Source organism: Microvirga massiliensis (genome assembly GCF_001006805.1).
Classification (GTDB): Bacteria; Pseudomonadota; Alphaproteobacteria; order Rhizobiales; family Beijerinckiaceae; genus Microvirga; species Microvirga massiliensis.
On the sequence record NZ_LN811353.1, the window covers coordinates 234,886 to 258,810 of the forward strand.

22 protein-coding genes are annotated in these 23,925 nt (G+C 63.5%); 13 read left to right on the forward strand and 9 right to left on the reverse strand.

Going from position 1 to position 23,925, the window contains the following annotated elements; all coding sequences use genetic code 11:
- Window positions 1-114: 114 nt before the first annotated feature.
- Entirely contained in the window at window positions 115-807 is a 693-nt protein-coding gene (locus BN1233_RS13715; protein ID WP_046864141.1) for a DedA family protein, read from the forward strand.
- Here BN1233_RS13715 and BN1233_RS13720 read toward each other — a convergent pair.
- Complete coding sequence (locus tag BN1233_RS13720; protein WP_046864142.1) at window positions 779-1,444, reverse strand: DUF1345 domain-containing protein; 666 nt, start codon at window positions 1,442-1,444, stop codon at window positions 779-781. The two genes, BN1233_RS13715 and BN1233_RS13720, sit on opposite strands and share 29 nt — an antisense overlap.
- A 708-nt stretch (window positions 1,445-2,152) precedes the next feature.
- Here BN1233_RS13720 and BN1233_RS13730 point away from each other — a divergent pair.
- Both BN1233_RS13730 and BN1233_RS13735 read left to right on the forward strand, forming a co-directional pair.
- Window positions 2,153-2,503, forward strand: coding sequence for a ComEA family DNA-binding protein (locus BN1233_RS13730; protein ID WP_046864144.1), 351 nt, complete (start codon window positions 2,153-2,155; stop codon window positions 2,501-2,503).
- Between the two features lie 45 nt (window positions 2,504-2,548).
- Complete coding sequence (locus BN1233_RS13735; protein WP_046864145.1) at window positions 2,549-2,842, forward strand: hypothetical protein; 294 nt, start codon at window positions 2,549-2,551, stop codon at window positions 2,840-2,842.
- 1,225 nt (window positions 2,843-4,067) lie between these two features.
- Here BN1233_RS13735 and BN1233_RS42890 read toward each other — a convergent pair.
- Entirely contained in the window at window positions 4,068-4,247 is a 180-nt protein-coding gene (locus BN1233_RS42890; RefSeq protein WP_048709156.1) for a hypothetical protein, read from the reverse strand.
- A gap of 351 nt (window positions 4,248-4,598) precedes the next feature.
- Between BN1233_RS42890 and BN1233_RS13745 the strand changes: the two genes are divergently transcribed.
- The 4 genes from BN1233_RS13745 (at window position 4,599) to BN1233_RS13760 (ending at window position 9,727) form a co-directional block, all read left to right on the forward strand.
- Window positions 4,599-6,641 carry a sensor histidine kinase gene (locus BN1233_RS13745; RefSeq protein ID WP_147707230.1) on the forward strand — a complete coding sequence of 681 codons (2,043 nt, stop codon included), beginning with the start codon at window positions 4,599-4,601 and terminating at the stop codon, window positions 6,639-6,641.
- A gap of 18 nt (window positions 6,642-6,659) precedes the next feature.
- On the forward strand, window positions 6,660-7,409 hold the full coding sequence (locus BN1233_RS13750; RefSeq protein ID WP_046864147.1) for a hypothetical protein: 750 nt from the start codon (window positions 6,660-6,662) through the stop codon (window positions 7,407-7,409).
- 100 nt (window positions 7,410-7,509) lie between these two features.
- On the forward strand, window positions 7,510-8,049 hold the full coding sequence (locus BN1233_RS13755; RefSeq protein ID WP_046864148.1) for a YcnI family copper-binding membrane protein: 540 nt from the start codon (window positions 7,510-7,512) through the stop codon (window positions 8,047-8,049).
- Between the two features lie 52 nt (window positions 8,050-8,101).
- On the forward strand, window positions 8,102-9,727 hold the full coding sequence (locus tag BN1233_RS13760) for a copper resistance CopC/CopD family protein (RefSeq protein ID WP_046864149.1): 1,626 nt from the start codon (window positions 8,102-8,104) through the stop codon (window positions 9,725-9,727).
- A 249-nt stretch (window positions 9,728-9,976) separates the two neighbouring features.
- On the opposite strand, the gene BN1233_RS42895 is transcribed toward BN1233_RS13760, so the two are convergent.
- From BN1233_RS42895 to BN1233_RS13775, 3 genes are all read right to left on the reverse strand, one after another.
- Window positions 9,977-10,468, reverse strand: a complete 492-nt coding sequence (locus tag BN1233_RS42895) for a response regulator (protein ID WP_156312714.1) — start codon at window positions 10,466-10,468, stop codon at window positions 9,977-9,979.
- Window positions 10,469-11,093: 625 nt separating this feature from the next.
- Window positions 11,094-11,828, reverse strand: coding sequence for a Crp/Fnr family transcriptional regulator (locus tag BN1233_RS13770; RefSeq protein ID WP_046864150.1), 735 nt, complete (start codon window positions 11,826-11,828; stop codon window positions 11,094-11,096).
- Window positions 11,829-11,999: 171 nt separating this feature from the next.
- A complete protein-coding gene (locus tag BN1233_RS13775) occupies window positions 12,000-12,356 on the reverse strand; it encodes a PRC-barrel domain-containing protein (RefSeq protein WP_046864151.1) in 357 nt (118 codons plus the stop codon).
- A gap of 383 nt (window positions 12,357-12,739) precedes the next feature.
- On the opposite strand from BN1233_RS13775, the gene BN1233_RS13780 reads away from it, so the two are divergent.
- Entirely contained in the window at window positions 12,740-13,198 is a 459-nt protein-coding gene (locus BN1233_RS13780; RefSeq protein ID WP_046864152.1) for a YybH family protein, read from the forward strand.
- A 113-nt stretch (window positions 13,199-13,311) separates the two neighbouring features.
- Here the strand turns inward: BN1233_RS13780 and BN1233_RS13785 are convergent, their stop codons facing one another.
- Window positions 13,312-13,638, reverse strand: a complete 327-nt coding sequence (locus BN1233_RS13785; protein WP_046864153.1) for a DUF1330 domain-containing protein — start codon at window positions 13,636-13,638, stop codon at window positions 13,312-13,314.
- 315 nt (window positions 13,639-13,953) lie between these two features.
- Between BN1233_RS13785 and BN1233_RS13795 the strand changes: the two genes are divergently transcribed.
- The 3 genes from BN1233_RS13795 (at window position 13,954) to BN1233_RS13805 (ending at window position 17,249) form a co-directional block, all read left to right on the forward strand.
- Window positions 13,954-16,356 carry an AI-2E family transporter gene (locus tag BN1233_RS13795; protein WP_046864155.1) on the forward strand — a complete coding sequence of 801 codons (2,403 nt, stop codon included), beginning with the start codon at window positions 13,954-13,956 and terminating at the stop codon, window positions 16,354-16,356.
- Window positions 16,357-16,483: 127 nt separating this feature from the next.
- Window positions 16,484-16,729, forward strand: a complete 246-nt coding sequence (locus tag BN1233_RS13800; RefSeq protein WP_046864156.1) for a hypothetical protein — start codon at window positions 16,484-16,486, stop codon at window positions 16,727-16,729.
- A gap of 301 nt (window positions 16,730-17,030) precedes the next feature.
- Entirely contained in the window at window positions 17,031-17,249 is a 219-nt protein-coding gene (locus tag BN1233_RS13805; protein WP_046864157.1) for a hypothetical protein, read from the forward strand.
- A 153-nt stretch (window positions 17,250-17,402) separates the two neighbouring features.
- On the opposite strand, the gene BN1233_RS13810 is transcribed toward BN1233_RS13805, so the two are convergent.
- The 3 genes from BN1233_RS13810 to BN1233_RS13820 form a co-directional block, all read right to left on the reverse strand.
- Window positions 17,403-18,077: a class II aldolase/adducin family protein gene (locus tag BN1233_RS13810; RefSeq protein WP_046864158.1), complete on the reverse strand. Its 675-nt coding sequence runs from the start codon at window positions 18,075-18,077 to the stop codon at window positions 17,403-17,405.
- Window positions 18,078-18,149: 72 nt separating this feature from the next.
- A complete protein-coding gene (gene recQ / locus BN1233_RS13815; RefSeq protein ID WP_147707232.1) occupies window positions 18,150-19,952 on the reverse strand; it encodes a DNA helicase RecQ in 1,803 nt (600 codons plus the stop codon).
- Window positions 19,953-20,066: 114 nt separating this feature from the next.
- Complete coding sequence (locus tag BN1233_RS13820; RefSeq protein WP_046864160.1) at window positions 20,067-21,317, reverse strand: BaiN/RdsA family NAD(P)/FAD-dependent oxidoreductase; 1,251 nt, start codon at window positions 21,315-21,317, stop codon at window positions 20,067-20,069.
- A gap of 136 nt (window positions 21,318-21,453) precedes the next feature.
- On the opposite strand from BN1233_RS13820, the gene BN1233_RS13825 reads away from it, so the two are divergent.
- Both BN1233_RS13825 and BN1233_RS13830 read left to right on the forward strand, forming a co-directional pair.
- Complete coding sequence (locus BN1233_RS13825; protein WP_063776705.1) at window positions 21,454-21,912, forward strand: CAP domain-containing protein; 459 nt, start codon at window positions 21,454-21,456, stop codon at window positions 21,910-21,912.
- Between the two features lie 119 nt (window positions 21,913-22,031).
- On the forward strand, window positions 22,032-23,807 hold the full coding sequence (locus tag BN1233_RS13830; RefSeq protein WP_046864161.1) for an SLC13 family permease: 1,776 nt from the start codon (window positions 22,032-22,034) through the stop codon (window positions 23,805-23,807).
- Window positions 23,808-23,925 lie beyond the last annotated feature (118 nt).

The window sequence follows — 23,925 nt, forward strand, 5'->3', positions numbered from 1 at the left end:
CGTCGTGAGGCAGTATCGGCCCTTTCGATCGGCTTCTCCCAGCTATCGTGCCGAGGCATGGCAGTGGGTAAGTCCGGCCCCCGAACCTAGCAGCCGGGCAAGAAGGAATGCGGAATGATTCCGGTGCTGCACGGCGAACTGCCAGACCTCGTCGCAACCTACGGCTATGCGGCCATTGCGGGGATCGTTGCCCTCGAGAGCATGGGGATTCCCCTTCCCGGCGAGGCCGTGCTGATCACCGCATCGATCTATGCGGGTGCAACCCATGACCTGAACCCGATCGGAGTCATTGCGGCTGCGGCTTCCGGCGCAGTGGTCGGAGACAATATCGGGTTCTGGCTGGGACGAACGGTCGGCGACCGCCTCCTTCCCCGATATGGTCACTACGTCGGCCTGACCGATTCCCGGATCAAGCTCGGCCGATATCTGTTTCTGCGACATGGCGGAAAGATTGTCTTTCTGGGCCGCTTCGTGGCCTTCCTGCGTGTTCTTGCAGCCGTTCTGGCCGGAGTGAACCACATGAAGTGGTCGCATTTCGTACTCTACAATATCGCGGGTGCCGTCGCGTGGGCATCGCTGTTCGGAGCCGGCAGCTACTACCTCGGCGAGCAGGCTCATCGCGTGCTCGGGCCTGTCGGGATCGTGGGGGCCATCGCAGGAACCATCCTGATCGCGGCGGCCGCCTTCTTTGCACGGCGGCACGAGGTTCGGCTTCTCGCAGAAGCGGAGGCCGCGTATCCCGGACGAATCTCCGAGGCTGCGGACGTGGCGCCCTCGTCTAATGAGCCGCTGCAACCGCGACATTGACGGCAAGCGCCAGGATCACCGTGTTGAAGAAGAACGACACGACACCATGCACGAGAGTGACCCTCCGCATCTGCGCTCCGACAACCTGAACATCCGAAACCTGAGCCGTCATCCCGACCACGAACGCATAATAGAGAAAATCCCACAGGTCGGGCTCGGGAGTGCCCGGGAACTGCAGGCCGCCGGCAACAGCCGCGCGGTCGGATGCATGCGGTCCGTAGAAGAGATGAGCGTAATGTATCGCCATGATAGTATGGAGGGTGACCCATCCCAGAGGCACGCTGGCGAGGGAAAGCATGAGTTGCAGTCCGTCCGGGCTGCCCGGTGCGTTCAGGAGAGCGAAGATCGATCCGAGGCTCAGAACGATTGCCGCGAGCGTGATGACGATGATGAGGAGAATGCCTTCATCCGCCGATGCCGCGCGCCGGCGCAGGCTGGAAGGAGTCGCACGGCGAACGAGGCCAGCCATGAAAGCGAGATAGACGCCGAAGAAGGAATTTCCTGCAATCGCAAGATGCCATGGCGGTATTGCCTGGCCGATGACTATCCAGACGAGAACACCGAGCGCGAGAGCTTTATAGAAGCGCTCGTGATGCCGGAGATGCGCAGAGATCGAACGGGGCCAAGCCGGCGTCATGCAGATCTCACCCGAAAGGATGCACCGCCATGTTGACCGGACTTGCTTCGGGCGTCAGCAGGTATTCTCGTGCGCATCCGCTTTTCCCGCGAGCGGCGGAGGGTTCGGCCGGCACTCTATCAGTGCGGCGGCGAGGCCGAGGCCAGTTCCGAGCTGAAGGCTGCCATCTCCAAGGTGCCGTGCCTGAGAAACGGCTTCATTTTGCCGCAATCCGGGTGATCTAATGGCGGTGGCCTCTCCGAGGATATCGGACCTTGAGCGCCGGATCGGCATTCGCAAATCTCGTTCGGTTGATATTGGCGTTTTTGCTTCTGGCAGGCCCGCTGGCGGCAGAGCGCATGCGAGTGAGCGGGTCGGACCGCAGCACCGACCGCACCCTCACGATTCTGGGGCTGGATCCCGAGCAGATCCTCGCGGATGTCGTCGAGCCGCAGGACGACCCCGAACGCTCCAATGGCCATAGCGGCCCGGCATGGCTTACTCTTGCTCTTGCACCCGGCTTCGACGACCTGCTCCTGAATTGGGCTCGCAGCGTTCGTGTCTCTCGATCGTCCTGTCCGACTGCTCCCCCTAGTCACCGACCTTGCGCCGCTCCTCCCACAGGGCCGCCTTCCGTCTGAAGGTCTCGACGCGCTGCCCATGAGTCGCGCGTCCGTTCGCGCTTGCACGATATGCAGCGCGCCTTCTCGCTCCCTCAGGAGGATTGCCATGCGCCTCACTCACCTCGTTACGATCCTTGCCTTGCTGGCCTCGCCGGCTCTCGCGCAAACCGCCGCCCCGTCGACCACGCCAACGAAAACGCCATCCACCGGCGCCGAGCGCGCGCACCCTGCCGAGAAGACGAACTCGGTCACGGCCCCATCGAGTGCTCTCGTCGACATCAATACGGCTTCGAAGGAACAGCTCGACGCTCTGCCGCAAATCGGCTCCGCACGCGCCGACGCGATCATCAAGGGGCGCCCCTACAGGGCCAAGACCGATCTGGTGGCGAAGAAGATCCTGCCGCAGAACGCTTACGACGCGATCAAGGACAAGATCGTCGCTCGACAGCGATCGTAACCGCATCGCCGGCAGGCTCGCGTTCACAAACCGAGGAATTTCCCGATGCGGACCACGCACGTAATCGAGGTCGACGATCCGACCGCACTTCGTCGTGCCGATCTTGCCGTGGAAATCCGACGTGTTCTGGCGGCTCTCGCGGATGACGAGGCTCGGTTCAATCTCGATCGCCGGTCTCTCCTCGAGTGGTCGGGTCCGGAGGCTCTCAAACAGCGATTCCTGGCCCTCCTCGAGGCGCGTCACACGCGCCAGAGAGAGCTGCTTGCACAGAGGTTGGCGGAACTCCGGCTGTGCACGTCGGCACGATCGGCATCCGGCGGAGCGCACCTCGCGAGCTGAGCGTTCGAGCCTCGGGGCCAAATATTCGAATGAGATGTGCTGGATACATTGGATTCCGGCAATGCAGCATAGTATTATGTTAGATGTTATTACGAAATACTATAGCTTCCTTAAAATAAACACGATATGGTATTATTGTGTACTTCGAAGGTCGATCCGGTTGCGGAAATCTGTCTGCGGCCGGGAAGGAGGTTTACATGCGCAGAGTTGCTCTACTTAGTGCTCTTTCGGCAGCATTGATCATGGCTGCACCACTGGCATCGCAGGCAGCAGGCACAACATCGCAGTCGCAGACGATGTCCGGGAGGCACCATGTCGCTTCGAGCGGGCAGACCCACAACGCGAAAAAACATACAACTTCCAAAAAGAGTCACCGGCATGCTTCCGGCACGAATCAAATGACGGCGCAGCATCACCGCTCAACGTGAGATAGCCCGCCGGCAGGGCATTCGGGACAAGTCTCATAGACTTGTCGGCGTCTGTTTCTCAGTGCTGACGAATGGCCGGCGCGACCGCAGCGATGAACTCGCTGCGGTCGCGCCGGCTTTCTCGAAGCAGGAGCGATCCTCGCGAAAGCCGGCCGGTCGGCGAAACCGCATATCTTTCTGGGACGCGGCCGGCATGAAGTTGCGCTTCCCGAAGCCCGTCCAGAGGCCAACCGTCCGGCTGATCCCTCGTCAGATGCCAAACGTCTGCAGCAATCCCGGGCGCTCAGGACCATGATTACGACCGCGACCGTGATTATCAGGGGCAGGTCCGGCAGGGTGCGCGTGATATAGGCCGCGAAAGGGACTGCGAGTACGCCTCCCAGGACGAGGCCGGCGATGATGGGCCAAAGCTCGAGTCCAATGGTGAGGATGAAGGTCGCCGAATCGTGACGATCACGAGGAACTCGGCCGCATTGATCGAGCGGATGGCGAAGCGGGTTCGGCTCCCGCTCCCGATCAATGTCGAGGCGATGATCCGTCCCCAACCACCGCCGCCGATCGCATCGAGAAACCCGCCGCACAAGCCGAGCACAGGGACATGCCGCGACTGCGTCGGCTCGGTGGTCCTCAGCGCCTTCCAGAGAACGACCCCGCCCATGGCCGCGAAACAGAGGCTCACGAAAGGCTGTACCCTATCGCCGGGCGGTTCCGTCAAGCAGATAGGCCCCGATCGCGCCACCGATTGCACCGGGAATTGCCAATCGTCGGAACAGGGAGGCATCCCCATTGCCGAAGCGCTAGCGCGCCAAGCCCGATGCGCCGGTCGTGAAGACTTCCGCGGCATGGACGCTGCTGCTGACTGCGGCGGGCGAGATGCCGAGGCTCAGAAGGATCGTCGTGGAGGCGACACCGTAGGCCATCCCGATGGCGCCATCGGCCCGTTGGGCCGCGTAGCCGACGGCGATGAACGGGAGCAAATCGGAAAGCGCGGATTAACTCCGCGAGTGGCCGGAACAGCGTCTCGGGACCGCATCATAGCACGGCCGCCGATGAGGTGCCTCCGAGACCCGCACGGCGTCCGGAGGCACGGGACGTCCGGGAGGGCACCGTTTCGCACGCCTGTCTCTACGCTTTCCTCGAACCGTGATGGTTGCGCCGCGTCTGCATACGCGTCAATCTCGACCTCCGCCCAGCCGTTCGCCGCGCCAGAAATCACGTGCCGACTGCTCCCCCTCACTCGCCTCTCGCCGCACGGATGGCAAGATGCCCGCATCCTCTCCCGTCACGCCCGCGAGTGGCTGCCGTAGCTCTGGGCCGAAGGGGGTAACGTGAGGAGCCGAACCCGTTTCACGATCCGGCAGGGCCTGATGGCCTTCGCGGCGGCTCTGCTGGCCCCCGCCCTGATCTTTGCCGCGGTCCTCCTGTGGGGATATTCGACGTCGCAGCGGGAACAGCATGAGCAGGATGCGCGCAACGCCGCAAACCGGATCATCGAGGCCGTCGATCGCGAGTTGATCAGCATAAGGGCGGTGGCGCAGGCTCTCGCAACCTCGCACTTGCTACGGGAAGGCCGTTACGAGGCTTTCCAGAAGCAGGCCGAGGAGACCGTTCGCGCCTTATCGACCGATAAGGCGAGCGAAATGGCGATCGTGGTGCGCGCTGCCGATGGGCAGCAGGTCGTCAATACGCGGCATTCGTGGGGCACGCCTCTTCCGAAAGGCGCAAACCTGCAGGCCGATGCCGAGGTGATCGCGAGCAGGCGGCCCGTTTTCCAGGATCTTTTCGTTGGGGCAGTCGCGAACCGGCTCGTCATCAGCGTGGGCGTGCCGGTGCCGAACGAGGACCGGGTCTCCCACATCCTTTCGATCGCGCTCGACCGGAACCATTTCGCGGAAATCCTTCGCTCCGAGAACCTTCCTCAGGGCTGGATCGCGACCCTTCTCGATGGGTCGGATTACATCGTTGCGCGCTCACAGGCCCACGACGAGTTCTTCGGACTTCTTGCCCCGGACGGTTTCCGGGCCCGGAGGGATGACGGAGGCCGGTGGGTCGGGAGAGATCTGTCAGGGGACCGTGCGACGGGAGCCTTTGCGCGTTCGGGAATCGTGGGATGGCGAGTTTTCGTTGCCGCCCCGACTGACGTCCTGCAGGCGCCGGTGCGCAGGTCTCTCTGGATCACGGGTGCGATCATCGCTCTGCTGATCGTCCTGTCGTTCCAACTGGCTTCCCGATTCGGGCGCCCGATTTCCAAGGCGGTTCAGGGAGTCGCCAGCTCTGCACGGGATCTCGGAACGGGCAAGGTGCCGGCCCCCATCCCGACCGGCCTTCTGGAAATCGAGGAAGTCAGCCGGGTGCTCGCGGACTCCGCTGCCGAACTCGCCCAGCGTGAACGGGCCTTGAGGGACAGCGAGGGGCGATTGCGGGCAACCCACGAGAATGCTGCCGTGGGAATCGTCGAGGTCGACAGGGACGGTCGATTCGTGTCCGTCAACGAGGCGCGGTGCAAGATCTCCGGGCATAGCCGCGAAGAGCTCATCGGAACTCGCTTTCCGGAGTATTTGATCGACGGAATCGAGAGCCTTGACTTCACCTTGTTCCAGCGCCAGGTCGCAGGTCTGCAGGACTCCTACACGGTAGAGGACGAATTCCTCCGCAAGGACGGCACGCCTCTCTGGGCCCGCGTTTCGAGCACTGCCGTGCGCGATGCAAGTGGAACTTTCCTCTATGCCGTGCGAGTCATCGAGGATATCACGGAGCGCCGGAGAGTGGAGGAGCGCCAGAAGCTATTGATCGGCGAGCTCAATCACCGCGTGAAGAATACCCTGGCAACGGTGCAGTCGCTGGCCTGGCAATCGATGCGCCAAGGACTCTCGCCGGAAGCGGCGCTCCAGCGATTCCAGGATCGGCTGCTGTCGCTGTCTCGAACGCACGACCTCCTCAACGAGACGAGCTGGGAAGGCGCCTCGCTGCGGGACATCCTCCACAAGGAGTTCGCGCCACATGTCGCAGAGGGCCCGCGGTTCACGCTGCAAGGTCCCAATATCGACCTGTCACCGAAGGCTGCGGTCGTTCTCGGAATGGTTCTGCACGAACTGACGACGAATGCCATGAAATATGGAGCGCTGTCCGTCCCGGACGGGTGTGTCGATGTCGCGTGGCGTGGCTCTGGTGCCGGTGTCTTGCAGCTGTCATGGCACGAGCGCGGCGGCCCAGTCGTCGAAAAGCCCGCCACGCGGGGGTTCGGCTCTCGCCTTATCGCACAGGCGATCAACCAGGAACTGGCCGGCAAGGTGGATCTTCACTTCGATCCGGATGGCTTCCGGTGCCGCATTTCGATCCCGCTCGACGATGCGCTCGACCGGGCAGCCTGATGGCGATGCTCCGCCAATTTGAGCCACGCAAACCCGATTGGGGGACTTGCGCAGCCTGATCCGCACGCGCTGAAGGCAGCGCCCATCCGCCTTGTCCGGGACGATACCCCAGGCTTCGGCTCCCGAGCGGGGCGCCTGTCCCGGCGGGACATTGAATTCCGGTTGCTTCGTCGCGAGATTCCACCGAAAGGATCGATTATCATACTGGAAGGAGGTCATTTCTTCCGGCCGCAGGGCGTCGGCGAACTCGCTGGAGGCGCCGGGCACTTCAAAGGGGAGGCGGACAGGGCTGTCGTGATATCGAGAGCGCTCAGGAAGGACGTCCTCGTCCGCGTCATCGGGCTTGCCGCGGCTTGCGTGCTCCTCCTGCAATCTCTGCTCATGGGCACAACGCGTGCGTCGCCGGTGATCCACGACTCCGCGGCGCTCTCCGGCCTTCACCATTCGGATCACGGCCGCGCGCGCTCGCTCGCTGCACTCCCGGCAGGCGCCATTCAGGCCTCGACGCCCGCAGCGCATGAGCACGGTGATGTTGCACGACACGATGCGAACGATCCCGCAGCTCCCGCCAAACCGCCACATTGCTTCTGGTGCATTCTCTCCAAGAAGCTGGGGCACGATCTTGGGCCGCCTCCGACGATCGCGGCACTGCTCTCGCCTTCGCGCGACATCGTCGAGATGATCTTCACGATCCGAACGGAAACGTCGGATCATCGGCTCCACCTCCTGCCGCCCCTCGGTGCCCGGGCTCCGCCGGACCTCGTCTGATCACGATCGCCGCATCGGTCCGCACGAGTCACGGAGCACAAGCATGTGACTCGTCCGATCACGAACGATCATCGATTCACACGCGTCACGGGATGGAATCATGTTGTCCAGGAGCCGTTTCGGCGCATTCGGCGCCGCCATTGTCGCCGTTCTTTTCACCACTGCAGCCAGGGCCCATGCGACCCTCGAAGGGGAGGAGGCCCCGATCAACTCGACCTACAAGGCCGTTATCCGGGTCGGACATGGATGCGAGGGGCTACCGACTCTCAAGCTGCGTGTCCGCATTCCCGAAGGCGTTGTCGCGGTGAAGCCCATGCCGAAGCCGGGCTGGACGCTCGAGACCGTCAAAGCGTCGTATGGCCAGAGCTATGATTACTTCGGCACTCCGGTGACAGAGGGCGTACGGGAGATCGTCTGGACCGGCAAGCTGCTCGACGAGCATTATGACGAGTTCGTTTTTCGGGCGCGCCTGACCGATCGCCTGCCGGTTGGCGAGATGCTGTATTTCCCGACCGTGCAGGAATGCGAGGGCGGCAAGGCGGAGCGCTGGATCGAGATCCCCGCGGTGGGCAAGAGTGCGGATGATTACGAGTATCCCGCTCCGGGCCTGAAGCTGCTTCCTGCCGGCGACAGGCATTGAAGGTCGGTGCGGGACGCGTTCGGGCGTCCCGCATCCACCTTGCGATTTCGCCATGACCCCTCGTTTCCTGCTCGCGCTGCTGATACTGGTCGCGTGCCTGGCACTCGGCTCGCAGCCCGCGCGGGCGCATGCGGCCTTGATCGGATCTGACCCGCAGGATGGAGCCATCCTCTCGCGTGCCCCGGAGCGGCTTCTCCTCCACTTCAGCGAGCCCGTCTCTCCACTGGTCTTGCGGCTCACCCTTCCGCAGGGCGGCACCTCGGAGCTTTCGGCTTCTGAAGTGCGTGGTCAGGTGGTGGTACTCGCCCCCCCGGCTGGCCTCGGCAACGGCACCTACGTGCTGAGCTGGCGTGTGGTCTCCGCCGACGGCCACCCTGTTGGAGGCTCACTGGTGTTTTCCATCGGCGCCAGCCATGCGAGCGGACGGCAGGCCATGAAATCCAAGCCGGACATTGCAGTCCTACTTGGCCTTTGGTCCCTGCGTGTCCTCCTCTATGTCGGCCTCTTCGCCGGGGTCGGCGGTGCCTTCTTTGTCGCATGGATCATCGGCCGATCTCACCTTCGGCGAGATGTGCAACCCGTCGTCCTCTGCGCAACTGCCTGCGGACTTGTGGCGGCACTCCTGACGGTCGGATGGCAGGGGCTCGATGCGCTCGCCGTTCCAGTCAGCGCTCTCACCGACCGCGCCGTCTGGCTCCAGGGCTGGAGAACCACCTATGGGACGACGGCGGCCGTCGCGGTTATGGCTCTGTTGGCCGGTGGGCTTTCCGTCAAGGTGAGGGCTGGCTTTTTGGCAAGAGCGCTCTCCGGAGCGGCGTTGATTGGCGTCGGAATCGCGCTTGCCGCGAGCGGGCATGCCGGGACGGCGGAACCGCGATGGCTGACCCGCACGAGTGTATTCGTCCACACAACCGGTCTTGCCTTCTGGCTCGGCGCGCTCGTGCCCCTGTTCTTGATCCTGCGCAGCGCCCATCCGCGCGCTGCGCTTTTCATGGATCGATTCTCGACGGCGGTTCTCCCGGTCGTGATCGCGCTTCTGGTCGCCGGAGCGACCCTGGCCATCGTGCAACTGCGGTCTTTCGCGGAGTTCTGGACGACCGCCTACGGAAGGATCCTGCTCGCCAAACTCCTTGCCGTCTCAGTGCTCCTCGCGCTCGCCGCTACCAACCGGTTCGTGCTCACGCCAGCCCTGAGAGCCGGGGTCGAGGGTTGCAGGCGGCGTTTCGCCCAGGTCATTGCAGCCGAGGGCGTGCTCGTGCTGCTGATTCTGGGGCTCGTCGCGGGCTGGCGATTCACGCCACCGCCACGCGCGAGCGTGATTGCGCCTGCCGCCCCCGTGTCAGTGCCGGAGGGACCTACTTCCGTCCACATCCATACCGGCGAGGGAATGGCCGAAGTAACCTTCGATCCCGGACGAGTCGGCAAAACCGCTGCAACGATCGAGCTGTTCGATGCGGCCGGTGCGCCGCTCGAGCCGAAAGAGGTCGCCCTTGTCCTGTCGCAACGATCTGCCGGCATAGAACCGCTGCAGCGGCAGGCAATGCGAGTCGGCGATGGCACGTGGCGCGTCGATGACCTGGTCCTGCCGGTACCGGGTCGCTGGCAGATACGGGTTGATGCGCTCGTCACGGATTTCGACAAGCTGATGCTGGAGGATGAGATCGAGATTCGTCCGTAGAGCGTATTGCGAGCGCGTCAGTTTTCCCGCTGCCATTTCGGTTATCGCAGGTCGCAGTCATCCAGTCTGAGACGCTGGACCCACTTCGTCATTGCGAGCCGCAGGCGAAGCAATCCAGTTTGAACCCGCAGATCTGGATCGCTTCGCTCGCACACGATGGTGTCGAGGGCGCAACTTGTTGTCTGCGAGGAAGGTACTTCACACTCTCGTCACGCGCAGCAAAAACATCCACTCGCTCCGGGGATCGATCTACCAATCTTCCAGAAGCTCCACATCGTCCTCGCTCTCGGCTTCGAGGACCTGTCCGTCTCTGTGCAACTTCGACAGCAGCTTTGTCACAAGGACGAAGTGTGTCGGCTTTTCGAGGAATGGCAGGTTTCTCATCTTGGTCGGAATGCGATCTCTGTCGCTCCGCGACGTATAGAACAGGAATGGGATTCGCTCGCGGAGGAACTCGTTGGCTAGGTCGAAGCAGGCGCCGTCCTTCAGTTCGGTATCGAGAATGGCTGCGTCCGGAAGTTCCCTCCCCAACCAACTGATTGCGCGCGAAACCTTATTGAAGGGGCCGACGGGGTCGAAGCCCGCGCCCGCTATGGACGAAATCAGTGATAGGTTCGGAACGAGTTCCCGCTGGAGCACCAGGATGCGTGGCTGGCTGGTCGATTCGTCGTTGGCTGGCTTGCCGTAGTCTCTAGCAGAGACCTGCCAAGTCACCGCTCCGCGGCTATCCTCAAAATGCATCTTGTGAAGCATCGTCTTTGAACGTCTCTGCAGCCATTAATGACCAAATTGCACATCGTCTGTCGGGAACCCGACAAAACGGAAATCGTCCTGTCGAAGACTTGGCTTTACGTGTAAATGCTATATGTATTTACATATCGACTATTGCAAAGCCTTCTTTGCGGCGGCGCAAAGTATTCCGTGCAAGACGGATTCGCTCCAGATACGGTTTACCTCGAATCGCTCCCGTTCTCCCGCTCCAGCAGCCGGCTTTCCTGTGCCCTGCTCATTCGAGCCGTTGTTCAGTCGCCGCCTTGCTCCTCCGAGCCGTCGCTTTCGCGATTGCCCCTGTTGAGCAAGGCCGCTGATTGCGGTGCTTTGCCGCGCCGATTCCTGTGCTGGTGCTCGCTCAAGACCCGGAGCCGGTCGCGAACATGCGCGCGGATCCGTGCTGCCACTTCAGACGTAGTAGTCTCAGCGTGATTGGGCACAAGGTCACTCCGCTGCCGAGCTTGACATAGTGGCAGCAGATACCGAGCAAACCGAGTCGTCTGTCGGAAATCCCACACAAGGACTAAAATCCTCGAAGCTCCTTTCTGCTTCGGCCAGGCTCACTTGGCGGCCGGCTGAGGCGGGCAGGACGGTTTCAATCGCGGGTGTAGGTCTTGGGCAGGAGCCGTTCGAAGTTGCGACGGATGATTTGATAGCACTCGCAGGACGCGTCTTCGAGGCCTGCACGGTCCATGACCGTAATGAAGCCTCGGCTCTGGGTGATCAGACCGGCCGTCTGGAGCGTGCGCAGGACTATGCTGACGGTGGAGCGCTGAACTCCGAGCATTTCGGCCAGGAACTCGTGCGTGAGCGGAAGCGTATCCTGGTCGATACGATCGCGGGTGCTCAGGATCCAGCGGCAGCACCGGGCATCGACGCTGTGCACGGCATTGCAAGCAACCGTGTAGAACGTTTGTCCCAGCAGCGCTTCCACATAGAGCTGCAGGAGGTCACGCAGTGTGGGACTCTCGTCCGCGATACTCCGGAATGCCTCGGCTCCAATGCGCGATGCCGTGCCGGGGAGCTGAACGACATAGCGCCCGAGACTCTCACGAGAGATGTAGGCGCTGACGAGGCCGAACAGGGCTTCGCGCCCGAACACGGCCATCTCGACGAGATCGCCGTCCTCCATAACCGCCACCAGCGAGACGACCGCATCAAGCGGAAAGTAGGCATAGCGGACGATCTCGCCGCTCTCATAGATGACCTTGCCTCTCGGCAGGTCCACGGTCTCCAGGAGCGGCTCAAGACGAGCGTAGTCGTCCGGCTGCATGGCGCTGAGGAGCCGATTGGCTCGATGCCCTTTCGCCGCCTTCGAAAGCTCTGCCATGACGCTGTACCAGGTTCATCTCGCGAATCTCCAACAGAGTACAGCGCCCGAACGCCTGACCCGGTTCCCTCATCCTTTTGCATGATGATCTTGACAGTTTGGATATGGATAGCCTGCGTAGCAGCAAGGCTTCCTGGAGATTCCGGCCGGCCGAATTCCGGTGCCGGGCTGTCAGACGCCGCGGAACGGCGGAATGTCCCAGTCGTCGTGGGATTCCTTCTCGCTTTTGTGATCGGGCCAGATTTCATCGTCACCGGATGTGGCAGGAGGATCTCCGAGCTGCGATCCGACGATGTCCGTCCGATAGCCATTCAGCGTCGTGTCGAATTTGAGCTTCTCCCAAGGGATCGAATACGGATGGGTCCCGAATCCCAGGAAGCCGCCGAAGGTCATCACCACGTTGACCACCCGCCCGCTGATCTTTTCGATCACGAGATAGCGGATCGTGCCGATGCGCTTGCCGTGCAGGTCATAGACCGGGGTTCCCTCGACGCGGTTGCTTTCGACGACCGGATTGGGATTGCTCATCGCTCTTGCCGCTGTTCAAATGTGATGGGTAAGTAAATCGCGGGGCAATGATGCTGAAATACAAGATACCACGAAGCGGCATCTGAAGATATTCTGCAGGAGAACCTGGCTTTTATAAGGTAATGCTGTCAAGCTTGGTGATAAAGTTATTGGGTATCCACCAGACGCAGAGCCGATGAGCGGGCGGAGCAGTGCACCCGCGTTCATCCACAGAGCCGGTGCCGCCTATCATGGCTGGTCGCCACTCGGCGGCTCTCCGGGTGAGCTCGTCTGCTCTCGGAGAGGGACAGTGCGCTCTCGGGCCGCTTCTCCGAGAGCACGCGCCTCCTTGACCGTTGCCGGACGGGGCGCAACATGGTCAGCATCAACAGTCGAGGGCAGCGATGACTGCGCCACAGGATGATCTCGCTCTCGTGCGCCGCTGGTTCCAGCGCCTCCAGCTTCATGTGCAGACGGTCGACTTCGTCGGCGCCAGGCCGCTATTCGCGGATGACATGATTACGTTCGGCAGCTTCAACCCGCTCACGATCGGGCGCACGGCGACCGAGGAGGAACAGTGGCGGACCGTCTGGGGCCGGATCGACCGGTTCCGATGGCGCCTCGACGAGCTGCACACGATCGTCTCGGAGGATCGGCTCACGGCAGTCGGAATCGCTCTGTTCGACTCCACGGGGTACACGGAGGCTGGCGCAGCCTATGAGCGGCCCGGACGTGCGACCATCGTCCTGGGGCGCGACGCTGTCGGTGAAGATTGGGTCGCGCAGCATATGCACATATCGCTCTTCCAGGATGTCCCCTCCCGATCCTTCGGGAGCAGGCCCGAGCACGTCTCGATCATCTGATCTCGTGATCTCGGCGGTCCTGTTTCGACCGGCACGTCAATACAGGGGCCGGCCTCTCATGGCTGCACTCGTAGCGTCGTCCAAGAAACGATGCCCGACCAAGCCGACGCCTGTTACGCGACCTCGCGGCGAAGCGGTTCGGGCGTGAAGGGCGACCGTTCCAGGATCTGAACCCTGGCGAAAGCGCCGACCGTTCTCAGGCCCTGGACGACTTCCTTCATCTGTTCCGAGGCCCCAGCCTTACGCGCGTCCTCGATGCTCTGGAATTCCAGCATGGTGATCGTGTCCGGGCTGGCGCCATCGGTGGTGCGATAGGCCATGAAGGACAGGGCTCCCGGCAGGGCCAGAAGCCTGGCGATCCAGTCTCTCACATGTCCGTTGTACTCGTTCCAGTTTCGCGTATCCGTCGGACGGTCATACTGAAACATGACATAGGCCATGGTTGCCTCCGCGAGCTTGCACCATCAAAGCACAGGACGCGGGGAACTCAAAGGTGCTGCCTCGATCCGTGGGCATGCTCGCGATTCTCGAGGTCCGGATGAGAATCCCTTCGATGCACGTTCGAGGAGATGACTCCGGGAGGTTTGCGCCGCGCTACCGACAGGAGCACCTCGGAGAAGGCGGCCGAAATCCGAATGGTCGAGCAAGAGGTGGCGAACAGGCAGAGGCGGAACCTTGGCGGAGCCCAGGACATTAGATGACTGGGGCGTAAAGGATTCTCCCGAAGAGCGGGAACGCCGTCGACAGGATGATCCATGGCTGAAGTGCTCGTCGAGCCCCCGGAGGCACCCCAGAAGCCGCTTCCGGGCGCATCGATTTTCACGGCGGGCGGCATCGTCCTTGCAATCGGCGGGCTCTACTTCGGCCGGGAAATCTTCATCCCATTCGCGCTTGCAATTTTGCTCGCGTTTGCTCTCGCGCCGCTCGTACGCGCGCTGCGTCGTCTCAAACTGCCGAGAATTGCTGCCGTCATCACGGCCGTCGGGTTCGCCGCAATCCTGATTGCTGGGACCTCGTTCATCGTCGGCACGCAGATCGTCCAGCTCGCGGAGAATCTCCCACGCTATCAGTTCACGATTCGGGAGAAGATACGCGCGCTCCAGACCTCGGCGCCAGGCGGAGGTCTGGTCGACCGGGTGACTACGACGATCCAGAACATCGGCAAGGATCTCTCGGGCCCCGAGAAAAAGCACACCGAACCCGCCCAGGCTGCGAGCGGGGAGCCGCCGCCGCGTGAGCCGATCCCGGTCACGATCGAGCAGCCGGCCCCGCGCCCCCTGGAGATGATCCAGACGGTGGTCGGACCGCTCCTCGCACCCCTCGCGACGGCAGGCATCGTCATCGTGTTCCTGATCTTCGTCCTGCTCGAGCGGGAGGATCTCAGGGATCGCTTCATCAAGCTCGTGGGCGGCGATCTCCAGAAGAGCACCGAGGCACTCGACGAAGCCGCAAGCCGGGTGAGCCGATACTTGCTCATGCAGCTGGTCGTGAACGTCACCTACGGGATTCCGATCGGGATTGGGCTCTACTTCATCGGCATTCCGAATGCGGTTCTCTGGGGCCTGCTCGCCGCGGTCCTCAGATTCATCCCCTATCTCGGGCCTTTCATCGCGGCATTCTTCCCATTGGCTCTCGCGTTTGCCGTCGATCCTGGCTGGTCGATGCTCCTGTGGGTCGCAGGCCTTTTCCTTCTGATCGAGCTCATCAGCAACAACGCAGTGGAGCCCTGGCTCTACGGATCCAGCACCGGTCTTTCCTCGCTCGCGATCATCACGGCGGCGATCTTCTGGACGATGCTGTGGGGACCGGTCGGACTTTTCCTCTCGACGCCGCTGACGGTCTGCCTCGTAGTAATGGGACGTTACGTTCCACAGCTCGAATTTCTGGGCGTACTCCTGGGCAACGACCCGGTCCTCGCCCCGGAGGAGCGCTTCTATCAGAGATTGCTGGCCGGGAATCTTGAAGAGGCCGTCGAGATCGCAGAAGATTTCGTCGACGAGAAATCCTCGACTGAGTTCTTCGATCAGGTCGCGATTCCGGCCTTGCGGCTCGCCGAAAACGATCGGCAGCGCAGCACGTCCGACAGCCGCTACAGGCGGGTGGTAGCCGATACCGCGCATGCGGTTGTACGCGAGGTCGCCGAACACGTACGGGAGCAGGTACCCCGATCCGATGGTAAGGACGAGGATGCGACCAAGGAGTTGCAAGCCTCTTCCGAGGCTGTCGTGGAGCGCGTCCTATGCATCGGGGGACGAACGGAACTCGATGGCGCCGCTGCCGACATGGTAGCAGAGGCTCTTCGGGAGCGGGGGATCGGGGCACGCGTCCTCGCCCCTATCTCCGTCAGCCAGGATGTGATTGGGCAGATCGATCTCGCCGGCGTCGACGTGGTCTGCCTGTCCTACCTGAGTCCGCGGCCCCATGTATTTGCGCGCTATGTTAGCCGCCGGCTGAAGCGGCGTGCGCCAAACTTGGCGGTCGTCGTCTGCGTCTGGAATCTGCTGCCCGGTCCGGCACCGACGGAAGATCTGGCAACCCAGATGGCTGCGGATGCGGCGGTCGCCTCGCTTGAAGCCGCGATCGGAGAGATCACGAGTCGCATCCCGTCCGAGGCGGAACCGGTCACCGGGATGCAGGCCCCGGATATCCCCGAGAACGAACAGGAGCGGCTCCATGCCTTGCGCGAGCTCGGGCTCGTTTCTGCCCGAGGCGAGCACTTCGACAAGCTCGCAGCAAGGGTCGCCGAGGCCTTCGAGACGCCGATCGCCCTCGTGTCCCTCATCGATAAGGAGCATCAGGTCTGGCCCGGGGCCAGTGGGCTGCCGGATGATATGAACGATTCCCGACGGAGCTCACGTGAGACATCGATCTGCGGACATGTCGTGGCCGCCGACGAGCCAATCGTGGTGGAGGACGTTTCGAAGGATCCGCGTTTCGCCGAAAATCCCTTCCTGATCGAGAAGGGTATTCGCTTCTATGCCGGGGTGCCGTTGCGGACTTCCTCGGGCCATGTCCTCGGGTCGCTGTGCGTGATCGACACGAAGCCGCGCACCTTCTCCCCGAAAGACCAGAAGCTGCTCCAGACCATTGCCGACGAACTGATGGCGAAAGTCGAGGCCGAACACCGCTCGGCCGGAGAGGAGCAGATGGCGAGCTGAGCGACCCGGCTCGCTCGGAATCCGCGACCTTGGCCGTGAGGCTTGCGCCACCCTCGGCGCATGTGAGGGCTTGATGTCGCCCGGGAAGTCCCCAAATCGCGGTCGGTTTCTCAGCAGGAGGCTTTCCATGGCGGAACGGCTCACACGCGAGGAGACGAGGGCCCTCATCGGGCCTGCAGATGATGCGGCTCTCGCTGAAATTCTCCAAATGAGCGCCGACCGGGCGGAACTCACCGAAGCCTTGGCCTGGATCGCGAATGACGAGGCCATGCTCAACGAGGGGAGGCCGGTCCCGCAGGGTCGGGTGGCGCGCCTGATCGAAATCCTGAAAACCTGCGACGAGGAGGATCTGTCCGAGCTGTCGACCCGCTAGCGCCGGCTCTCCCGCGGGGCAAATGTTCGAAGATCAACTTTCCTGAGAGAGGCCGGCCGGAAAGATGAGCATTGTGCTTTCGAAGGCACAGTCAGAACGGAGTATTTCGGTTAGGATCCAATCGTTCGGATAAGGGGGGCGCCGAACCAGCATCCTCCCGGCTGAAACTGCGGGCGCCCGTTCTCGGGGCGCCCTTTTCTTTTCTGGCTTGGCCCTGAATGGCCCTGAACTCGCCTCAATCGGGACGAATTCACAGCCGAGCTAGAGTAGAACACCAAACAGCTCGAACAAGGGGGTCTCGGTGCCGATCGAACTCAAGCACAATGGCCGGTCGTACCGCGTCTATCTCGAGCCCGGTCCGGAATTGCGTGGCCGGGTCGCGACGCTCGCCGTATGGGGAGGACTGGTCCGTGAGCGGGACCTTACCTACAACAGCCCGCTCCGCCTCGAGGTTCTGGCAATGGCCAAACGAAAGGAACAAGCCGCCCAGGACGGCACCGCCCGGCGCGCGAAATCGTAGACTTTCGGGGAGGAGGGTTCATCGCCATCCGGTCTGCCCCTTCGTCATGGTAAGGGACTGAACCGTCGAGACCTGTAGGTCCAGCCTGGATCGCTTCGCCTGCGCTCCCCATGACAAGCGTGAGGCCGTAGTGGTCTCGGGCAGGCGGTACCCTCACTCCTCCGAGGCCTGCGTTGCAGGCCTCAGGCCGTAGCCGGCGAAAGCGCGTTGCATGCGCTCGATCTCCGCGTCGTCGAGGACGAAGGGCGTGCCGATCTGGACCGCGATCACATACTGACGCGCCAGCGTCTCGAGCTCGACGGCGAGCCACATCGCCCGGGCGAGATCCTCATCCGCGACGATCATGCCGTGATTTGCGAGAAGGCAGCCCTTGCGATCCTCGAGCGCCACAAGCGCATTCCGGGACAATTCCGCAGTTCCGAAGGTTGCGTAGTCCGCGCAACGGATCGTGGAGCCGCCAAACGCCGCAATCATGTAGTGGCAGGCCGGGATCTCCCGGCGGAGCATCGATAGCGCCGTAGCGTGGGGCGAGTGCGTGTGAACGACCGCGCCGAATTCCGGGCGCGCGCGCAGGATATCGCGGTGGAAGCGCCATTCCGTCGAGGGCCGGAGCGAGCCTTCGAAGCGACCGTCCTCTGCGGAGAGCGGCATGCGCACGATCATCCCGGGATCGAGATCCTCGTAGGGCACGGCGCTCGGCGTGATCAGCATTGCGTCCTCGTGCCTGGCCGAGATGTTCCCGGAGGTGCCCTGGTTGAGGCCGCTCGCATTCATCCAGCGGCATTGCGTGACGATGGCTTCCCGCAGCGCTCTCTCGCCTTCCGTCATCCGTTTCTCCGCAGCCTCATAACGCGCCCCGCGCCTCATGGATGGAACCCAGCCCTGAAACCGATCCCTCGTTTATGACGTATGCTCGCGCAGCACGTCCAGGAATGCGGGCCCGTAGCGTGCGAGCTTCGCATGTCCGACGCCGTGCACGTCGGCGAGAGCGTTTTCCGTCGTGGGGCGACGCGACGCCATATCGATCAGGGTGCGATCGGAGAAGATTACATAAGCGGGCACCCCTTCCGCGCGGGCGAGCCGGGTCCGCAGCGCTTTCAGAGCGCTGAACAGAGGATCGTCGGGAGCGATATCCGCTGTCGCCTGCGGGGTGGGGCGCCGTCGCTTCTGTCCTTGCCGCGGCTCGAGGATGTCAGAGCGAAGCTCGATCTTTTCCTGGCCGCGCAGCACGCGGACACCTCGGTCCGTCACGATCCACCGGCCATGGGTCGACAGATCCAGGGTGACGAGACCCGTCGCATAGATCTGCCGCAGGAGGGAACGCCACTCGTTCTTCGAGTGGTCCCGTCCGACGCCGAATGTTGGGAGCTTGGCATGACCGAAGCGCGTGATGCTTTCGGTCTCGTCGCCGACGAGGATGTTCACGATGTGCTCGGTTCCGAAGCGTTCGCCCGTGCGCACGATGGCGGAGAGCAGTTTCTGGGCCTCGATCGTGCCGTCGAAGACCGTCACGCCGTCGATGCAGAGATCGCAATTGCCGCAACGCTCCGCATTCTCTCCGAAATAGCCGAGCAGTGTCTGCCGGCGGCAACAGGGTGCCTCGCAGAGTGCGATGAGGGCATTGAGCCGCTGCCGCTCGACCCGCTTCTGCTCATCTGGGGCGCGGCTGTCTTCGATCTGCAGTCGACGCAACCGCATATCGTCGAGGCCATAGAGCGTCAGGGTTTCGGCCGGAGCGCCATCGCGACCGGCGCGGCCGATCTCCTGGTAATAGGCTTCGATCGAGCGCGGGAGCGCCGCATGGGCGACGAAGCGTACATCCGGCTTGTCGATTCCCATCCCGAACGCCACCGTCGCAGCCATAACCACGCCGTCCTCCTGGAGGAAGATATCCTGATTGCGCGCACGGTCCTCCGGAGGCATGCCGGCATGGTAGGGCAGGGCGTGCAGGCCTTCGGCCGCAAGATGCTGCGCAAGCCGCACTGTGCCTTCCCGAGTCGCGCAATAGACGATGCCGCTCTCGCCGGGATGGCGCTGCACGAGCGAGAGAATCTGGCGTCTCGTATTCGCCTTCGGCTCCATGGCGAGGCGCAGATTTGGCCTGTCGAAGCCCTGGACGACGATATGGGGCGTGCGGTCGAACAGGCTCGCGATGATGTCGTCGCGGGTCGCGACATCCGCGGTTGCGGTGAGCGCGATCGTCTGAACGCTGCCGAGCCGCTGACGTACGCTGCCGAGGAGCTTGTATTCCGGACGGAAGTCATGCCCCCATTGGGAGAGGCAATGCGCCTCGTCGACCGCCAGGAGGGTCACGTTGGACCGCGCGAGCCACTCGGCCGTGGAATCATGGCTCAAGCGCTCCGGGGACGCATAGAGAAGGCGCATGCGCCCCTCCCGGACGGCCGCCGCGATCCGCCGCTTCTCGTCGACGTCGTTCGTCGAGTTCAGGCTGCCGGCTTCGATGCCGAGGCGGGTGAGCTGCGCGACCTGATCGCGCATCAGCGCGATCAGGGGCGAGACCACGACGGTGAGGCCTTCGCGGGCGATGGCCGGAAGCTGGAACAGCAGCGATTTTCCCGCGCCGGTCGGCATCACCGCGAGGACATCCTCGCCCGAGAGAACGGCACGCACGATCTCCTCCTGGCCGGGCCGGAAATCCGGGTAGCCGAAGACGTCGTGAAGAATCGCTCGGAGGTCGGTCACCGGCAGCCCTTGGCCGAGGCGGACCGGCGGGTCAATGCGGCTCCACGACTCCCGGCCCGGGCGCGAAAGCCATGTCCCGCACGCAGATGAGTGTCTCGCCGACAGGGTTTCGGCTCATCGGGTCGCATGAATGGCTTCGGAAACCTGCGCCTGATCGCCGGTCGAGAGATAGGCGATTAGGCCCTGGGCTGCTGCGTATCCTGTTGCGAAGCTCGCCTGCAGGAGATAGCCGCCGGTCGGCGCCTCCCAGTCGAGCATCTCTCCGGCGACGAAGACGCCCGGCCTCCGGCGCAGCATCAGCCGATCATCGACCTCCTCCCAGGCTACGCCGCCGGCGCTGGAGATCGCTCGGTCGAGGCCCTGGACACCCGTGATTCGCAGTGGCAGGGCCTTGATGCGCCGTGCCAGGAATCGGGCATCGGTCGGCACGTCGCCGCCCTCGCGCAGAAGGCTGATTGCGGCGGGAGACAGGCTCGCGGCCTTGCGAAGAAAGGTCGACGTGGACTGTCCCTGGCGCGGCTTCGAGACTCTCCCGGCCAGGGCTTCCTCGGAGAGATCCGGTCGGAGGTCGACGAGCAACTCTGCCTTCCCGTCCCGTTCGATTGCAACTCGGATCCCGGCCGACAAGGCATAAACCGCTCCTCCCTCAAAGCCGGTTTCGGTCACCACGGCCTCTCCGCGAACCGTGCGCTTACCCAGCGTCAGGGCGATCCTCTTCAGGGGAGTGCCCGCAAAGCGCTCCCGGAAGGTCTGTGTCCAATCGATCTTCACCCCCATGTTCGACGGCTTGAACGGTGCGACGGCAAGCCCGTCCCGGCACAGGATATCGGACCAGGCGCCGTCCGATCCGAGACGCGGCCAACTCGCCCCGCCGAGCGCCAGCACGATTCCCGCAAAAGACATCGCCTCGCACGCGCCCGAGGGGCTTTCCATGAGCATGAGGCCGGTCTCATCGAAGCCTGCAAATCGTTGGCGCGTCTCGAGACGCACACCGAGTGCGGCAAGGCGCCGGAGCCAGGCCCGCAGGAGCGGCGACGCCTTCATGCTCTTCGGAAAGACCCGGCCGCTCGTCCCCACGAAGGTTTCCTCACCGAGGCTCTCGCACCAGGAACGCAGGTCGTCCGGCATGAAGGCGCGGATGAAGGGCGCCAGCCGGGGCGATGCCTCACCGTAATGTGTCAGGAAGCGCTCCAAGGGCTCGGAATGGGTGAGGTTGAGCCCGCCCCGCCCGGCCATCAGGAACTTGCGGGCAGGCGAGGGCATGCGGTCGAAGATGGTGACGTGGTGACCTGCGCCGGCGAGGGTCTCGGCGCAGAAGAGTCCAGCCGGGCCGGCGCCCACGACGGCCACTCGTTCGGGTTTCATTAGGCAGGCTCACCGGAAGATCATGGGCAGACTCGCCTCCTGCCATGGAAATGTCGGAAAGAGGCTGATCAGGCGATCGCAGATGATCGCATCCCACCTTTCGCGCAAGTGCGCATCAGCCCTCAGGAGTTTTTCCATGCGTACCCTCGGCTTCGCGGCAGCCCTGATGCTCGCGCTCGCGGGCTGCTCGACGACACCCGACGAGGCGCACAGGGTTGCCTCGGTTTCGACGGCCGACGCGTCCGAGGCAGCCCGGCTGATCTCGTCCTATCGGGCGTCGCGCGGCCTCCCGCCCGTGGCTGTCGACTCGCAACTCAACAAGGCAGCCGAGGAGCAGGCCCGCGCGGTTGCAGTGGCCGGCCGCCTGTCCCATGGAGCCTTCATGTCGCGCATGGCGCGATTCGGCGTCGGCGGGGCCGCAGCGGAGAACATCGCGGGCGGTCAGAAAAACGTCGCCGCGGTGGTGGCCGGCTGGAAAGCCTCCCCTCGCCACGACGAGAACTTGCTGATGCCCGAGGCCCGGCGTATCGGTCTGGCACGGGCCGATGCGGATGGCGGATTCGGGCGCTACTGGGCACTCGTCCTCGCGGAATAGCAAGGAGAGGCAAACCACCGGCCCGGACACCGAGAAATTCGAGTCTCCGGGGAGGGACGAACAGCGGGGTCCGGCGTTAGGAATGGCCGGCGCTCCCACCGCGCCCCGACGGGACCCACATGACGCTCTCCCAGTCCATCGCTCTCTCCATCATCGCCCTGATGATGGCGCTCTTCGTCTGGGGGCGCCTCCGCTACGACGTAGTGGCGCTGCTCGCGCTGCTGGCATCCATCGCGACCGGCATCGTCCCCTCGAAAGAGGCATTCAAGGGCTTCTCCGACGACATCGTGATCATCGTCGCGAGCGCGCTCCTGGTCAGCGCCGCCGTCGCGAAATCGGGCATCCTCGAATCCGGGATTGCCTATATCGCGCCGTACCTCAAATCGACCCGCTCGCAGGTCATCGTGCTCGTGACGGTGGTCACAGTGCTCTCCTCGTTCGTGAAGAACATCGGGGCGCTCGCGATGATGATCCCGGTCGCCTTCCAGGTAGCGCGGAGAAGTAACACGTTACCGTCCTGTCTGCTGATGCCGATGGCGTTCGGCTCGCTCCTCGGCGGCATCGTGACCCTCGTCGGAACCTCGCCGAACATCATCGTCGCGCGGGTCCGGGCGGAAATGACGGGCCAGCCGTTCGAAATGTTCGACTTCACGCCTGTCGGAGCCGGCATTGCCATTGCGGGCGTCGTGTTTCTCGCGTTCGGCTACCGGCTCCTGCCTGCCGGACGGAAAGGTGCGACCGGTTACGCCGAAGCGCTCGAAATCAAGGACTACGTGACGGAGGCGCGCGTTCCGGCCGACGCGGAGATCGTCGGTCAGACCGTGGCCGATCTCCGCAAGGCTGCCGACGGTGAGGTCAAGGTGACGGCCCTCATCCGGAAGGAGGTGCGTTCGGCCCGTCCGCTCCCGGATGCAACGATCCGCGCCAACGATCTCCTTCTCCTCGAGGGAGAGCCCGCAGCGCTGGAGCGGGTCGTCGCCCGCACGGGGCTCAAACTGAGCGGCGAGCACCGAGTGCCCTTTACGCAGGAGAGCGAGGAGGTTGGCGTCATCGAAGCCGTCGTCGGCCCGAGCTCGGCTCTCGCGGAGGGATCGGTCGAAAATCTTGCCCTCTTTGAGCGCTATGGCGTGAACCTCCTGGCCGTCAGCCGAAGCGGCGAGCGCATCACGGAGCGCCTGCGCAGGATCGTTCTGCGAGCCGGTGACGTCATCGTGCTGCAGGGCAACCTCAAGGCGATTCCCGAGACGCTGCGCAGCCTCGGCTGCCTGCCCCTCGCCGAGAGGAATCTCCGGCTCGGCCGCACCCGGCAGCGCAGCATCCCGATCGTGCTGCTCGCGGTCGCCATGGTACTCGTCGCGTTCGACGTGGTCGGGGTGGCGGTTGCCTTCTTCGGCACGGCAGTCCTGCTGGTCCTGCTAGGCTCGTTGAGCCTTCGCGAGGCCTACGATTCCATCGAGTGGCCGATCCTCGTCATGCTCGGCGCGCTGATCCCGGTCAGCGAGGCGGTCCGCACCACCGGAGCCACGGATCTCATCGCAGGCTGGTTGTCGATGGCCAGCGGCTCCCTACCGGGCTGGGGCGCTCTCGTGCTGATCATGGCCACCGCCATGGCGGTCACGCCCTTCCTCAACAACGCGGCGACCGTCCTCGTCATGGCGCCGATCGCCGCGAGCTTCGCGACGAGTCTCGGTTACGGGCCCGACGCCTTTCTGATGGCGGTCGCGATCGGCGCGGCGTGCGATTTCCTCACGCCGATCGGTCATCAATGCAATACGCTCGTGATGGGACCCGGAGGCTACCGGTTCGGCGATTACTGGCGCCTGGGATTGCCTCTGTCGGTGATCGTCATCGTGGTCGGTGTGCCGCTCATCCTGTTGTTCTGGCCGTTGCGGTAGCGGGCGGGACGAGTGCAAATAGTCGACGTGTCTTTCTCGTCATTGCGAACGAAATGAGACACTCCGGGAGTACAATGGGACGAGCGGTGCATCACGCCCGCGACTCGCAATGACGACA

Excerpts from the sequence above, each read along its gene's own strand:
- BN1233_RS13715 (WP_046864141.1), top strand. The coding sequence starts at position 115 with ATGATTCCGGTGCTGCACGGCGAACTGCCAGACCTCGTCGCAACCTAC.
- BN1233_RS13720 (WP_046864142.1), bottom strand. The coding sequence starts at position 1,444 with ATGACGCCGGCTTGGCCCCGTTCGATCTCTGCGCATCTCCGGCATCAC.
- BN1233_RS13730 (WP_046864144.1), top strand. The coding sequence starts at position 2,153 with ATGCGCCTCACTCACCTCGTTACGATCCTTGCCTTGCTGGCCTCGCCG.
- BN1233_RS13735 (WP_046864145.1), top strand. The coding sequence starts at position 2,549 with ATGCGGACCACGCACGTAATCGAGGTCGACGATCCGACCGCACTTCGT.
- BN1233_RS13755 (WP_046864148.1), top strand. The coding sequence starts at position 7,510 with ATGTTGTCCAGGAGCCGTTTCGGCGCATTCGGCGCCGCCATTGTCGCC.
- BN1233_RS13760 (WP_046864149.1), top strand. The coding sequence starts at position 8,102 with ATGACCCCTCGTTTCCTGCTCGCGCTGCTGATACTGGTCGCGTGCCTG.
- BN1233_RS42895 (WP_156312714.1), bottom strand. The coding sequence starts at position 10,468 with ATGCATTTTGAGGATAGCCGCGGAGCGGTGACTTGGCAGGTCTCTGCT.
- BN1233_RS13770 (WP_046864150.1), bottom strand. The coding sequence starts at position 11,828 with ATGGCAGAGCTTTCGAAGGCGGCGAAAGGGCATCGAGCCAATCGGCTC.
- BN1233_RS13775 (WP_046864151.1), bottom strand. The coding sequence starts at position 12,356 with ATGAGCAATCCCAATCCGGTCGTCGAAAGCAACCGCGTCGAGGGAACC.
- BN1233_RS13780 (WP_046864152.1), top strand. The coding sequence starts at position 12,740 with ATGACTGCGCCACAGGATGATCTCGCTCTCGTGCGCCGCTGGTTCCAG.
- BN1233_RS13785 (WP_046864153.1), bottom strand. The coding sequence starts at position 13,638 with ATGGCCTATGTCATGTTTCAGTATGACCGTCCGACGGATACGCGAAAC.
- BN1233_RS13795 (WP_046864155.1), top strand. The coding sequence starts at position 13,954 with ATGGCTGAAGTGCTCGTCGAGCCCCCGGAGGCACCCCAGAAGCCGCTT.
- BN1233_RS13800 (WP_046864156.1), top strand. The coding sequence starts at position 16,484 with ATGGCGGAACGGCTCACACGCGAGGAGACGAGGGCCCTCATCGGGCCT.
- BN1233_RS13810 (WP_046864158.1), bottom strand. The coding sequence starts at position 18,077 with ATGACGGAAGGCGAGAGAGCGCTGCGGGAAGCCATCGTCACGCAATGC.
- BN1233_RS13820 (WP_046864160.1), bottom strand. The coding sequence starts at position 21,317 with ATGAAACCCGAACGAGTGGCCGTCGTGGGCGCCGGCCCGGCTGGACTC.
- BN1233_RS13825 (WP_063776705.1), top strand. The coding sequence starts at position 21,454 with ATGCGTACCCTCGGCTTCGCGGCAGCCCTGATGCTCGCGCTCGCGGGC.
- BN1233_RS13830 (WP_046864161.1), top strand. The coding sequence starts at position 22,032 with ATGACGCTCTCCCAGTCCATCGCTCTCTCCATCATCGCCCTGATGATG.